This window comes from Polyangiaceae bacterium (genome assembly GCA_020633205.1).
GTDB lineage: Bacteria > Myxococcota_A > Polyangia > Polyangiales > Polyangiaceae > JAHBVY01.
In genome coordinates this window covers 559,230-572,207 of the sequence record JACKEB010000012.1, presented here as the reverse complement: position 1 = coordinate 572,207, position 12,978 = coordinate 559,230, and the positions used below count along the sequence as shown (strand labels likewise).

The following is a 12,978-nucleotide window of genomic DNA, read 5'->3' as shown; positions in this document are numbered from 1 at the left end:
ACCTCAGAAGCCCGACAGCGTTGCAAACCGCGCGCGATGATAGGCCGCGTCGCCAAACAAGAGCTCACACACCCGGGCGCGCTTGTAAAACAAGCCGATGTCGTACTCATCGGTCACGCCCACGCCGCCGTGCATCTGGATCCCTTCGGAAGCAGCGAGCAAAAACGTATCCGACAGGCGTGCCTTGGCGACGGAGGCCAACAGCGGCACATCGGCGCGCCCTTCGTCGACGGCGCTCAGCGCCTCCATCACGATGCTCTTGCTCAGCTCTAGCTCACAGAAAAGCTGCGCGGCGCGATGTTGCAGCGCCTGAAAGGAACCGATCGCCACGCCGAATTGTTGGCGCTCCTTCAGGTACTGCACGGTGCGCTCAAAGACTTCGAGGGCGCCGCCCAACATCTCCGCGCAGAGCGCGATGGTCGCGCGATCGAGCGCCGGGTCGAGCAACGCGGCGCCCTCCCCCAGCTTGCCAAGCAGCGCGTCTTCGCTGAGCGCCACGTCGCTGAACGCGATGCGCGCGTAGCCGCGAGAGTCCACCGTTTCGAGCCGTGTGCGAGTCACGCCAGCAGAAGTAGCGTCCACCAACACGAGACTGAGGCCGTCGCGATCACCCATCGCTCCAGAGCTGCGCGCCACCACCAACAGCTGGTCCGCGACGTGGCCTTCGACCACCAGCGCCTTCTCACCGCTCAGCTTGAGACCGCTCGGCGTGCGCTCGAGGCGCGTGTTCACGGCGTACGGGGCGAAGCGCGGCCGCTCCTCATGAGCCAATGCGACCAGCTGCTCCCCCGCCGCCAGGCGCTCGCCCAAGGCCGCCAGCCCGGGCTGGCTCGCGCTGGCTTCACGCAACACCGCGGCCGCGAGCACCGTCGAGCCGAAGAGCGGCGTTGCCGCGAGGTTTCGTCCAAGCTCCTGAAGCACGAGCCCAAGCTCTGCGTAGCCAAGGCCCGCGCCACCCCAAGCCTCGGGCAAATGCACCGCGCCGAGCCCCAGCTCGCCGAGCTCGCTCCATACGCCGCGCTCGAAGCCCTGGGCGTCCCGCGCATCTCGCAGGCGCCGGAAGGCCGCGACGTTCAAGCGCTCCCGCGCGAAGTCCCGTGCTGTCTTTTGGATCGACAGCTGCTCCTCGCTCAATACGAAGCTCATGACGGCAGCCCCAGGACGCGCTTGGCGATGATGTTGAGCTGGATCTCCGAGCTGCCGCCCTCGATGGAGTTGGCGCGCGAACGCAGCCAATCGCGAGTCATTTGGAGCTCCCGGGCCGTGTAGCCTGCGCCTTCCCAACCGAGGCCCTGGTAGCCCATGAAGAGCACTTTGAGCTCCTTGCGGCGCTTGTTCAGCTCGGTACCGTACAGCTTGAACATGCTGGTCTCTGGCCCAGGACCGATCCCCGCGGCAATGGACTCCGATGAGCGGCGCAGGGTGAGCTTGTTACACAGGAAGTCCATCTCGACCTGGGCGAGACGCTCCCTGAGCGCGTGATCTTGCAGTGGCCCGGGCTCACCGCCGTTGACGAGCCGGATGGCCATCTCGGGTAGCGTCTCGTCTTCTTCCGGCGCATCGTCGCGCAGCTTGCTGATCAACGCGCGCTCATGCTGAAGCAGTCGCTTGGCGACGCTCCAGCCGTGATTCAGCTCCCCGACCAGGTTCGCCTTCGGCACGCGCACGTCTTCGAAGAACGTCTCGCAGAACGGCGACGCGCCGCTGATCAGCTGAATCGGCCGTACGGAGACGCCCGGACTCTGCATGTCGATCAGGATGAAGCTGATGCCGTCGTGCTTCTTGCCGTCGGGGTTCGTGCGTACCAGGCAAAACATCCAGTCCGCCTTGTCGGCGTGACTCGTCCAGATCTTCTGGCCGTTGATCAGGTAGTGATCACCTTGCAGCTCCGCGCGCGTCGCGAGCGAGGCCAGGTCGCTGCCAGCCCCCGGCTCGCTGTAGCCCTGACACCAGCGCGTCTCCCCGCGGATGATGCCAGGTAGAAAGCGCTGGCGTTGCTCTTCGTTGCCGTACTCGAGCAGCACCGGGCCCAGCATCCAGAGGCCAAAGCTCTTGAGCGCGGAGCGGGCTTCAATGCGCTTCAGCTCCTCTTCCAGCACCCGGGCTTCGGCGGCGCTCAAGCCGCCACCGCCGTACTGCTTCGGCCAAGTGGGTGCCGTCCAGCCTTTCGCCGCCATGCGCTCGAGCCAGAGCTTCGAGTCCGGCAGCTTGAACTTCGCGTTGCGACCGCCCCAAACCTCTTCAGTGGGGTCGAGGATCTTGCTGCGCATCGACTTGGGACAGTTCTCCTGCAGCCAAGCGCGCGTCTCCTCACGGAATTGTTCGAGCTCGCTCGCGTCGCTCATTCGGCCGCGCCCGTGCCCTTCGACGCCTCTTTTGCGCGCGCCATTTCCAGGGCCACGTCTTCAATCATGTCCTCTTGACCGCCGATCGTCTTGCGCTTGCCAAGCTCCACCAGGATGTCTCGTGAGGAGAGGCCGTAGCGCTCACCGTAGCGCTTCGCGAAGAGCAGGAACGACGAGTACACGCCGGCGTAGCCAAGAATCAGTGCGTCCCGGTCGATGCGGATGATCTGGTCCATCATTGGCACCACCATATCTTCCGCGACGTCCATCAGCTTGTAGAGGTCGATCCCGGTCTCCACTCCCATGCGATCCAAGATCGCCGCGAACACCTCGAGGGGTGTGTTGCCAGCGCCAGCGCCGAGGCCGGCCGCGGAGCCATCGATGCGCACAGCGCCTGCCTCAATGGCAGCAATGGAGTTGGCACAGCCCATCGCCAGGTTGTGGTGGCCGTGAAAGCCGATCTCCGTCTCGGGCTTCAGCTCGCTGCGCAAGAGACCGATCCGCGCGGTAACGTCGGGCGGTAGCATGTAGCCCGCGGAGTCCGTGCAGTAGATGCAGTTCGCCCCGTAGCTTTCCATCAGCTTGGCTTGCTCCAGGATCTGCTCGGGGGAGATCATATGGGCCATCATCAGGAAGCCCACGGTGTCTAGACCGAGCTTCGCGGAGAGCCCGATGTGCTGCTCGCTGACGTCGGCTTCGGTGCAATGAGTCGCCACGCGGATGGTGCTCACCCCCAAATCCTTCGCCATCCGCAGCTCATCTACGGTGCCGATCCCCGGCAGCAAGAGCGCCGAGACCTTCGCCTGCTTGAGCTTCGGGATCACCGCGCTCAGGTATTCCGAGTCTGTGTGCGCCGGGAAGCCGTAGTTCACGCTCGCACCGCCGAGGCCATCGCCGTGAGTGATCTCGATCAGCGGCACGCCGGCTGCGTCGAGGGCGCAGGCGATCTGCGTCATCTGCTCGACGCTGATCTGGTGCTGCTTCGCGTGCATGCCGTCGCGCAGACACATGTCGTGGAGCAAGATGCGTTTGCCTTTGAGGTCGGTCATGTTGCCTCCTGCGCTCACAGCGCGAGCTCCGTGGGCTTCAGCGTGAACTTTCCGCTGGAAATCTCTTCGGCGAACATCTCCGCGGTGCGTAGCCCCGCCGCCGTCATGATGTCCAAGTTGCCGGCGTACTTCGGCAGGTAGTCGCCGAGGCCTTCCACCTCCATGAAGACACTGACGCGCTTGCCGTCGAACACTGGGCCGTTCTTCAAGGTGTAGCCGGGCACGTAGCGCTGCACCTCGGCGACCATCTCCTTCACCGAGCGCTCGATGGCCTCCCTATCGGGCTCCGTTTCCGTGAGGCAGTGGATGGTGTCACGCATGATGAGCGGCGGGTCGGCCGGGTTCAAGATGATGATGGCTTTGCCCTTCTTCGCGCCGCCGACCTTCTCCACGCCGCCCGCGGTGGTGCGCGTGAACTCGTCAATGTTCTTGCGGGTGCCGGGGCCGGCGCTCTTCGAAGCCACCGTGGCGACGATTTCCGCGTAGTCCACTGGCTGCACCCGGCTCACGGCGTAGACCATCGGGATCGTCGCCTGACCACCGCAAGTGACCATGTTGACGTTCATCTCGCCGGAGCCCGCGTGAGCGCGCAAATTCACTGGAGGCACGCAGTAGGGCCCGATCGCCGCGGGGGTGAGGTCAATCATCAGCACGCCGTGGGCGGCCATCTTCTTTGCGTTGTCTCGATGGGCGTACGCGCTGGTCGCGTCGAAGGCGATCTGGATACCGTCCGCCTGGAGGTGCGGGAGCAGGCCATCGACGCCTTCATGGGTCGTCTTGCAGCCCAATTCCCGTGCCTTCTTCAGGCCGTCGCTGTCGGGGTCGATACCCACGACCCACACGGGGTCGATCCACTCGCTGCGCTTGGCCTTGTAGAGCAAATCCGTGCCGATGTTGCCCGAGCCGATGATTGCTGCCTTGATCATGAACTTTTCCTCACGGCAATGCCATGGATACACACAAGTCAGGTAAAGCGCACCTCTGCGGTTCCGAGCCCGCCGACGGTGACCTTCATCACGTCTCCCGCAACGACCGGCTCGAGGGGCACCAGAGATCCCGAGAGGACCACCTCACCCGCCTTCAGCGCGATGCCATAGGCACCTAGGGTGTTCGCGAGCCAGGCGACGCAAATCAGCGGGGAGTCGAGGGCCGCTGCGCCAGCGCCGGTGCTGATCACGGCGCCGTTCTTCTCCACCACCATGCCGCAGCTGAAGAAGTCGAAGCCCTTGGGCGACTTGCCCTCCCCCATCAAGAACAGGCCGCTCGAAGCGTTGTCGCTGATGGTGTCCTGAATTTTTATCTTCCAGCCCTCGATGCGGCTATCCACGACCTCGAAACACGGGTGAATGCTCTCGGTGGCTGAAACCACTTGCTCAGGCGTGATCCCAGGGCCAACCAGGTCTTGCTTGAGGATGAAGGCGATTTCGCCTTCGGCGCGGGGCTGGATCAGCTGCTGGCTGACGGGCATCTCGGCGCCGTTGTCGAAGCGCATCACGTTCGTCAGGTAGCCGAAGTCGGGCTGGTGCACGTTGAGCATGTTCTGCACCGCCTTGGAGGTGACGCCGATCTTCTTGCCGATCAGCTGCTCCCCATCCGCCAGGCGCCGCTCGAATAGCCGCCGGGAAATATGGTAGGCGTCATCGATGGTGATGTCCGACTCGCGAGACGTGAGCGGCGCGACCGTCGTGCGCTGCCGAAGAGCCGTGAACAGCTCGTCGCCATAGTGTTCGCGCTTCTGTTGATCCATCGCTCAGGCTCCAGCCTCGAAGCCCGGCGCCGCTTCCAAGAACTGCAAGCATAGCGAGTTGAACAGCGCCGCGTGCTCCACCATCACCCAGTGGCCGCAGCCGTTGACGAGCATCACCTTCGCTCCCTGCACTTCACGCGCGACGGTCATTGCGCCGCTCACTGGGCAGAACTTGTCTTCCACGCCCCACAGGCCGAACACCGGGCAGCTGAGCTCCTTGAGGCGCTCGGCAAGGTAGGCGACCTTCATCTTCGCGATCACCGTCTTGGGCTGCGTCTGTGCGATCTGAAAGCGCTCTTCGATGATCTCGTCGGTGATCAGCTTCTCGTCGAACAACTGGAGCTTGAAGGTGTTGCGCATGCCCTCGCGGGTGATGCCTTCCTTCGCGAAGAAGGACTTCATCATCGCTTGGATCCCTACCATCTGCATGTAGACCTCGCGCTGCTCGAGGCCTCCCGGCGCCATCAGCACCAGGCGCTCCACCGTCTCTGGAAAGTCGAGGGCCAGCTGAATCGACAGGTTCCCGCCCTGGGAGTTGCCGATCACGCACGCCTTCTCGGCGCCCGCCGCTTCAAGCAGCTTCTTGTATTTCCCCGCGAGATAGGCTGACGAGTAGTCGCCGTCCTCGGGCATGCTCGAATAGCCGTAGCCCAGCGTGTCGGCGACCAGGCAGCGGTAGCCGCGCTCGGCAAAGTACGGGTAGTTGCGCTTGAAGTTCGAGTAGCCGCTCGCGCCGGGGCCGCTGCCGTGGATCCACAAGAGCACGCGCCCGTTGTCTGGCCCAGCCTCGTGGTAGTGCATCTTGAGGCCGTCGCCGACGTCCGCGTATTTTCCCTCGGGAACTACTTTGAGTTGCTCTTCGCTAGGCATGTGACCGGACTCCCTCTCGGGGGATGAACGCGAACCGCCGGCGCTCGCTCGGAGCGCCGTCAGCCCTTGGGTGGGGCCTTCGGAGCGAAGGCGATGGGCGGGTGATGTCCCCACTCACTGATGCAGTTGTATTCCGTCGGCTCCCAGGTGGCGTCGTCCACTTGGCGACCGCCCCAGCCGAACTCGAACTGAAAGCCGCTCGGCGTCTTGGCGTAGAAGGAGAACATGCGGTCGTTCGGGTGGCGGCCCAAGGTCTGCATGATCGGCACGCCGGCCTTCAAGGCGCGGTCGAAGCACAAGCCGACTTCATCCATGTGCTTCGCTTCCAGCATGAAGTGGTGAATGCGCTTCTTTTGTGGACCGCCGAAGGCCAAGCTGTGATGGCGGCTGTTCGCGTGGAAGAATGATAGATCCACGGGGAAACCATAGAAGGTGCAGCGAATGTGGTCACTGAGCCTGAAGCCCAGCACTTCCCCGTAGAAGCGAGTCGCTTCGTCCTTGTCCCGGGCGCTGACGACACAGTGCCCAAGGCCCTGCTCCTCCGCGACGAAGCCGCCTTGCACCACACTGGAGACGAAGGGCTCATTCGCCCGCTCGGCGCCGAAATAGAGCTCCAGCGGGTTGCCGCTTGGATCTTCGAACTTCACGAGCTGCGCCACGCTGCGCTTCGCCGCCTCCTCAGCGCTGCCGGGTGTCACCCTCACCCCCACCCCTTCGAGCCGAGCGACCACCTGAGCCAGGGCAGCGTCGTCCGCCACCTCCCAGCCGAACACGCTCACGTCGTTCAGGGGACCTTCGGAGACGAAGAAGCGCTGCTTGTAGCTGTCCAGACACAGACGCAAGGCGCCGCCCGGGTCACGCTCGCGGATCCCGAGCCCCAAGACGTCGGTCGCGAACTTCTCCCAGAGTTCGAGGCTCTTGACCTCGAAGCCCATGTAGCCCAGCTGAGTGACGCCCTGCACCGGTGATGCCTGCATTGTTTCCTTACGGTACCGTGCTTCAGATGAAGAAGTCGGTGGTCTTCTGTCCAAGCTGCACGCCGCCGTAGTTCCGCGCCGGCTTGTCGGGGTTGTTTGCGTAGTGGGCGCGAGCGCAGTGCACATCCAGGAAGTATCGCTGGATTGGCGCGCCTTGGAAGATCGCGCGGCCGCCGCTGGCGCTCATCAGTTGGTCGACCACGCCCATGCACTTGGTGGCGACGATGCCCGACTCGTAGCGGTACTTGACCCGCAGATCGATCGGGATTTGCTCCCCGGCGCGCACCGCGGCCATCATCTGGTCGAACGCGCGGAGCAACACCACGCGACACTCGTCGATGGTGGCTTCAGCCTCGCTCGCAACGACCTGTGTGGTGGGGTCGAGGAACACCTTGCTGCCGTCACTGGCCGCGATACGGCTCTTCGCGATGTCGAGGAACGCGTTCAGCGCGCCCTGAGCGATGCCGATGGCGCTGGTGGACACCGAGCGCACGAAGATCTGCCCGAACGGTAGCTTGAAGAGTGGTGCCGGATTCAGCTCATTTCCCGGGCTCTTCTGCTTGAAGCCGTCGCTGAACTTGTGGGTGCGGTGCTCCGGGACGAAGGCACCGTCGACCACGATGTCCTTGCTGCCGGTGCCGCGCAGTCCCATGGTGTGCCAGTTGTCATCGATCACGTAGTCGCGCTTGGGCAGCAAGAACGTGCGCATGTCCGGCGGGCCACCCTCGGTTGGCACGAATCCGCCGAGAAACACCCAGTCGCAGTGGTCCGAGCCGCTGGAGAAGCTCCAGCGCCCGCTCACCTTGTAGCCGCCATCGACCTTTTCGATCTTGCCCGTCGGCGCGTACGAGCTCGAGATGAGCACGTCAGTGTCCTTACCCCAGACCTCCTCCTGCGCTTCCAGGGGGAACAGCGCGAGCTGCCACGAGTGCACCGCGACCACGCCGAGCACCCACGCGGTGCTGGGACAGGCCGAAGCGATGGTCCACTGCGACCTGAAGAAGTACTGCGGGTCGAGCTCGTAGCCACCCCAGCGCGCTGGCTGCAACATGCGGAAGAAGCCGAGACGCTTCATCTCTGCGACGGTCTCGTCGGGCAAGCGACGCAGCTCGTCTGCCTGCGCGGTACGACTCTTGAGTGTCGGTAGCAGCTCATTCGCCCGCAGCACCATGTCTTCCCCGCTCGGGATGCTGCTCTGAGACTGCTTGGTGGTTTGCACGTCGGTCGGGATCACTTGAGTCATGCCCACTCCTGTTTTTCGTTTCGTGAGCCAGCCCGCGGCGAAGCACAAGCCTGGGCGCTGGTTCCCGATCCGACGTCCGGGGCCCCGCCACTCGGGGGGCGGCGCCGGACCGAGAAAATAGAACACGTTTCACTTTGTCGGGCAAGGCCCCTTGCTCCTGAAAGTGAAACGTGTTCTATGCTGCAACGAGCCGAGTTCCATGGGTTTTCGACGTGCTCTACCCAGCGCGTCATCGAGTGAGGAGCGAGCAGCCGTGAGCGACAGCCAAGAGTGCCTGCTGGTCGAGCAGGAGGGCCACATCGTCACCGTGACGATGAATCGACCTGAGGCGCGAAACGCATTCAACCTGGAGATGCTGGTGCGCATGGCGGACGCCTGGGATCGCATCGATCAGGACCCGGAAGTACGCGTGGCGATCTTGACCGGCGCGGCAGGCCACTTCTGCGCGGGCAGCGACCTGAAGGAGATGGCTGGGCCCCGTCCTCAGAACGAATGGACCGAGCGCCTGAAGCAGGAACCGGAGCTGCACTGGAAGGCATTGCTTCGCTCCTATCAGCTGAAGAAGCCGCTGATCGCGGCGGTGGAGGGCACGGCCATCGCCGGTGGGACGGAGATCCTCCAGGCGACGGACATCCGCATCGTCGGTGAAGGCGCCAAGCTAGGCGTCGCCGAAGCGCGCTGGGCGTTGTTTCCCCTCGGTGGCTCCACCGTGCGCCTGCGTCGGCAAATCCCGTTCTGCCATGCGATGGAGATGTTGTTCACCGGCAAGCACCTCACGGCAGAAGACGCCGAGAAGCTCGGACTCATCAACCGCGTGGTTCCGAAGGGAACCGCCCTGGAAGAGGCACGCAAGATCGCCGAAGTGATCGCCGGCAACGGGCCGCTCGCCGTGCAAGCCATGAAGCGCTCGGTGCAAGAGACGGAGGGCCTGCCGGAAGCGGAAGCCTTGAAGAAGGAGCTCGAGATCGGCTGGCCCATCTTGGCCACGGAAGACGCGAAGGAGGGCCCGCGCGCCTTCGCCGAGAAGCGCAAGCCGGTGTTCAAAGGCAAGTGACATGACGCGGCTGGCAGAGATCGATCGCCTGGTCCTCTGGGTTGGCAGCGCTTCCGAGGCGAACAGCGCTGGCGAGGGCAGCACGATTGCTTCGTTTCCGCGCGACAGCGCTCTTGGGGGCTCGCTCTTGACTTATGGGACCTCGAGCGGCGTACCCCGCGCCCTGCTCGAGAGCCTACGTTTGCCTGAGCAACCGACGCTGCTCGCGGTCTGGGTTCCGCCCCCGGAGATTGAACCGAGCGGGTTGGTGGAGGCCTTCGAAGCACACTTCCAGGCGGGTTTGGGGGAGAGGAACGCCGTCACTCACTTCATCGCCAGCTACGCGCACACCGGCAGGCTCGCCACGACGAACACGTCGGAGTCGCTGGCTGGGCTGATGGTTGCGCTGACAGACTGCTCGAACCCGAGCGACGTCGATGCGTTCCAGGATTGGTACGACGAAGTGCACGCTCCAGAGGCGCTAGCACCGGGGATCTACGCGACAGCGCGACGCTTCCTTCGCACGAGCCCGGCAACACCAGGCTCCGGCATTCGGGCAGCGGAGTTCTTGGCCCTCTACGAGAGCAAGCAACCCGGCGCGGAAGCATTTGCGGAGATATTCAGCGCCGAGCACCGTCCGCCGAGCCCGCTGCATCCGAGCTGTCGGGTCCGTGCGGTCTGGGCGTTCGACCGCTTGTGAGGCGACAGGCGCCTTGCGCGAGGCCCCGCTTCGGGGTCTGCTTCCCGGGTGAAGTCCAGTTTGGTCCTGAGCGCGCTGCTCGTCACCAGTCTTGCGCTGGCCGTGCTCGGCTGCGCGCGAACTCAACCACCACGCGCGGCCACGGTGCGCCCGATCATCGGTCCTGACGGCTCTCAGATGCTCCACGTGAGCTGCGCTGGCGACGAAGGGCTCTGCTACCAAGCCGCCGGCGAGGCCTGCCCTGGGGGCTACGACGTGGGGCGCACCCACAGCGTGTCTCAAGGGAACTTCTTCGTGCGCTGTCGCCCGCCGAGCTACAGCGACGCGTGGTCGGTGCGTGGGGGTGCGGCGCCAAGCACTCCCCTGCCCGCGCCGCCTGCCACGGCCACACCGCCTGCCACGACTACGGCACCTCCTGGGCCCGTGTCCCCGAGCGCGTCCGCGCCTGTGATCTATCCCCGCCCCGGCGAGTTCGACGTCGGCTACTGAGGTCAGAACGCGCCGCTGAAGGTGAACTCGGGGCCGTGGAAGAGGTCTGAGCCGCCAAAGTCGATCGCGCGGTTGTCCTCTTCAGAGCCGCCGCCCGCGGTCAAGCTCGACCCAATGAGTTCCGCACGGTAAACGCCGTTAATGTAGAGCCGCAGGCGACTCCCCGTCTTGAACACGCGGTAGCGTGCGCCGAGGCCGAATCCGAGGTCAGCAGCGACGGCGGTGGTCGACGCGCGCTCGCGGTTCTGCTCTACATCGGGGCCCGTGGTCAGCGGGTCTCCCGTGAGGAAGTAGTAAGAAGTCGGGCCGCCACCAAGGTACAGCGCCATGTCGAAGAAGGGCGCAAACTGCTTGGTCTCTCCAGGACCAAACCGCGCGGTAACGCCCGCCATGTAGTACTTGCTGTTCACGAACTGCGGCGGCGATTGCCGCAAGAACGCGTAGTTTGCCTGGTCTGGCGAGGGATTCGTGTCCTGGAACTCGTAGAGGATACGCGGCAGCTGGTAGTCGAAATAGCGCCCGCCGACGACTAGCTCCTCGATGTAGGCGCGCCCGGCGCCCTCACCCATGGCGAAGGAGAGGTCGTACCCGATGTCGATCTGCGTCATCTTGAACTTGAACGGCGCCCGCGCGACTTCCGCGTCGGTCGCGACGTCGCGCACCACCGCTTCACCTGCGTTGAAGTTCGCGATGCGCACGTTGGTCTTCACGCCCAGCACGGCGAGACCGATGTTGATCGCTTCGCTGGTGAGGCCCTCGGCGCCGAGCTCGTTTCCGAGGCTCCCCTTCTCGATCGAGCCGCCACTGTTGAACACGCGGTCCGTGGCGAAACCCAAGTCGAGGCCGGCTGCATCGGGTAACTGAAGCCAATCGAAGTTCACGCGCAGGTGCGCCGTGGCCAGCAGGATTGGGCTCACCTCGTAGTCGAGCTTGCGAGTGCGACCCGTGTAGTCGTAGCTAACCTTGTCGCTGCTGCGCTGCTCGTCCGCGCCCAGACCACTGTAGAAGAAGGCTTCCGCGCCCCCGGCCAGGTCGACTCGCAGCGAGTCGAACGTGATGCCTGCGACCTGATCGACAGCGCTCTCCTTCCACGCGAAGCCTGCGGTGTCCTCGAGGTTCTTCCTCTCGTAGCTCGCGAGCGCGTTGCCCAACGGTTCGAGCACGGCGAGCTGGCGGCTCAAGCGCTCTTCGATCGCCGTCACGCGCGTGGGCAGCGCGGTCAGATCCGAGGCGACCTCGCTCGGACTCGCGCTGGCCTCCAACGCGTCGCCCATTCCAGTCATGATCGCGGGCGCATTGGGCACCAGGCGCGCCGCCTGGACGCTGATGATGGGCACCATGGCCAGGGCTTCCATCTCGATGCGTGCAAGCACCGAAGTGATGATCAGCGCGTCTTTGGCGATGGTGCGCTGATCGTCGCCGCGCGGCCGTTCTTCCTTGAGCGTCTGGATGTTCGCCTGGATGCTCGCACCAGTCTCCTCGGCTTGCTTCTCCGCCGCCTTCAGGCTCGCACGAGCGTTTTGCACGGCGGGGTGATCGGCCTGCGGCAAAAAGAACGGCGCTGAGGGGTACTGCTTCTCCGCCTCAGCGAGCTGAGCTTTGGCGAGCAGCACAATCCGCTGACGCTTGGCGTACGTGTTCCACTGAGCCTCCAGGCTGGCGAGCTTGGGATCTAGACTCGCGAGGGCCTTGAACAGGTTCGGGTAGCTGCCAGCGCTGCGCGGTGCGTCTTCCTCCTCTTCTTCTGTATCGGGGGAGACGTCGCTGTCACTCGCTGAGGGCTTGTCGCTCGAGCCGGGCTTCTTCGGCGGAGGCTCTTCCTCTTCGTCGAGGTCGATGTCCTCCGGCTTGACCGGTTTGCCCGGCACCGCAATAAATTGCCGCGCGGCAATATCCTCAGGGGCGTAGCTCGAGCTCTCTTCCTTCGGGTCCTCTTCCGGCTCCGCGTCGAGATCGTACTTCGGCTTGCTACGGCGGACGTCGAGCAGGACGCGCTCGAGGTGAATGCGGTAGATCTTCAGGATCGGAACCTCGTACTCACGGCTGGTGTACGGCTCCCGGCCTCGGATTTGCTCTCGGATGCGCTCCGCTTCACGATCGCTGAGTGGTAGCTTTTGGATCCACTCGTCGCCTGGAGTGTAGGGCGTCTCGAGCAGTAGCCGATCCACGAGGTCCAGGGTCGCGTAGAGATCCTTCACGCGATCGATGGCGACCGGCAGGTTCGGATCTTCGTAGGCGTACGCGCGAAGCGCCCGCACGTTTTGTGTCGGGCTGCAGCCGAGCGCCAGCGCAGCGCCTAGCCCGAGTAGAAACAGCGGTCGCACAGCGGCCACTCGGCGCGAAACGGAGCGCCTCACCCCAAACCCCAGAACAGTCATCGCGAGGCTAGGTAAACGCTCGGCCAGAGCAAAGCAATCGCGTTGGAGCGCGAGATCGCGATTACGTTGAGGCTTGAACCAAGCGCGTGCGTAGCTCCACGCGCGGAAACTCTGCGCCGAGGCTGGGTCACCGAAACGCGTCGCAGA

General features: G+C 64.4%; 12 protein-coding genes. 3 read left to right on the top strand and 9 right to left on the bottom strand.

From position 1 onward, the window contains the following. Nucleotides 1-3: 3 nt before the first annotated feature. From H6718_14540 to H6718_14505, 8 genes are read right to left on the bottom strand one after another with little or no spacing between them, the layout of a single operon-like run. On the bottom strand, nucleotides 4-1,146 hold the full coding sequence (locus H6718_14540) for an acyl-CoA dehydrogenase family protein (GenBank protein ID MCB9586615.1): 1,143 nt from the start codon (nucleotides 1,144-1,146) through the stop codon (nucleotides 4-6). Further along, entirely contained in the window at nucleotides 1,143-2,345 is a 1,203-nt protein-coding gene (locus H6718_14535) for an acyl-CoA dehydrogenase family protein (protein MCB9586614.1), read from the bottom strand. Before H6718_14535 ends, H6718_14540 begins: the two co-directional genes overlap by 4 nt. Beyond that, nucleotides 2,342-3,394: a 4-hydroxy-2-oxovalerate aldolase gene (gene dmpG, locus H6718_14530; protein MCB9586613.1), complete on the bottom strand. Its 1,053-nt coding sequence runs from the start codon at nucleotides 3,392-3,394 to the stop codon at nucleotides 2,342-2,344. Before dmpG ends, H6718_14535 begins: the two co-directional genes overlap by 4 nt. Nucleotides 3,395-3,408: 14 nt before the next feature. After that, nucleotides 3,409-4,320: an acetaldehyde dehydrogenase (acetylating) gene (locus H6718_14525; protein ID MCB9586612.1), complete on the bottom strand. Its 912-nt coding sequence runs from the start codon at nucleotides 4,318-4,320 to the stop codon at nucleotides 3,409-3,411. Nucleotides 4,321-4,358: 38 nt separating this feature from the next. Further along, nucleotides 4,359-5,141, bottom strand: a complete 783-nt coding sequence (locus H6718_14520) for a 2-oxopent-4-enoate hydratase (protein MCB9586611.1) — start codon at nucleotides 5,139-5,141, stop codon at nucleotides 4,359-4,361. A 3-nt stretch (nucleotides 5,142-5,144) separates the two neighbouring features. Next, nucleotides 5,145-6,011, bottom strand: a complete 867-nt coding sequence (locus H6718_14515; protein MCB9586610.1) for an alpha/beta fold hydrolase — start codon at nucleotides 6,009-6,011, stop codon at nucleotides 5,145-5,147. 59 nt (nucleotides 6,012-6,070) lie between these two features. Further along, nucleotides 6,071-6,988 carry a VOC family protein gene (locus H6718_14510; GenBank protein ID MCB9586609.1) on the bottom strand — a complete coding sequence of 306 codons (918 nt, stop codon included), beginning with the start codon at nucleotides 6,986-6,988 and terminating at the stop codon, nucleotides 6,071-6,073. Between the two features lie 22 nt (nucleotides 6,989-7,010). Next, nucleotides 7,011-8,159, bottom strand: a complete 1,149-nt coding sequence (locus H6718_14505; GenBank protein ID MCB9586608.1) for a flavin-dependent monooxygenase — start codon at nucleotides 8,157-8,159, stop codon at nucleotides 7,011-7,013. A 271-nt stretch (nucleotides 8,160-8,430) separates the two neighbouring features. Between H6718_14505 and H6718_14500 the strand changes: the two genes are divergently transcribed. Genes H6718_14500 through H6718_14490 form a run of 3 tightly spaced genes read left to right on the top strand, consistent with a single transcriptional unit; the run spans nucleotide 8,431 to nucleotide 10,453 of the window. After that, nucleotides 8,431-9,285, top strand: coding sequence for a crotonase/enoyl-CoA hydratase family protein (locus H6718_14500; protein MCB9586607.1), 855 nt, complete (start codon nucleotides 8,431-8,433; stop codon nucleotides 9,283-9,285). 1 nt (nucleotide 9,286) lies between these two features. Continuing rightward, nucleotides 9,287-9,964: a hypothetical protein gene (locus tag H6718_14495; GenBank protein MCB9586606.1), complete on the top strand. Its 678-nt coding sequence runs from the start codon at nucleotides 9,287-9,289 to the stop codon at nucleotides 9,962-9,964. Nucleotides 9,965-10,012: 48 nt separating this feature from the next. After that, the gene (locus H6718_14490; protein ID MCB9586605.1) at nucleotides 10,013-10,453 is read left to right on the top strand and encodes a hypothetical protein; all 441 of its coding nucleotides are present in this window, start codon (nucleotides 10,013-10,015) and stop codon (nucleotides 10,451-10,453) included. 2 nt (nucleotides 10,454-10,455) lie between these two features. On the opposite strand, the gene H6718_14485 is transcribed toward H6718_14490, so the two are convergent. Beyond that, nucleotides 10,456-12,831 carry a hypothetical protein gene (locus tag H6718_14485; GenBank protein ID MCB9586604.1) on the bottom strand — a complete coding sequence of 792 codons (2,376 nt, stop codon included), beginning with the start codon at nucleotides 12,829-12,831 and terminating at the stop codon, nucleotides 10,456-10,458. Nucleotides 12,832-12,978: the final 147 nt, after the last annotated feature.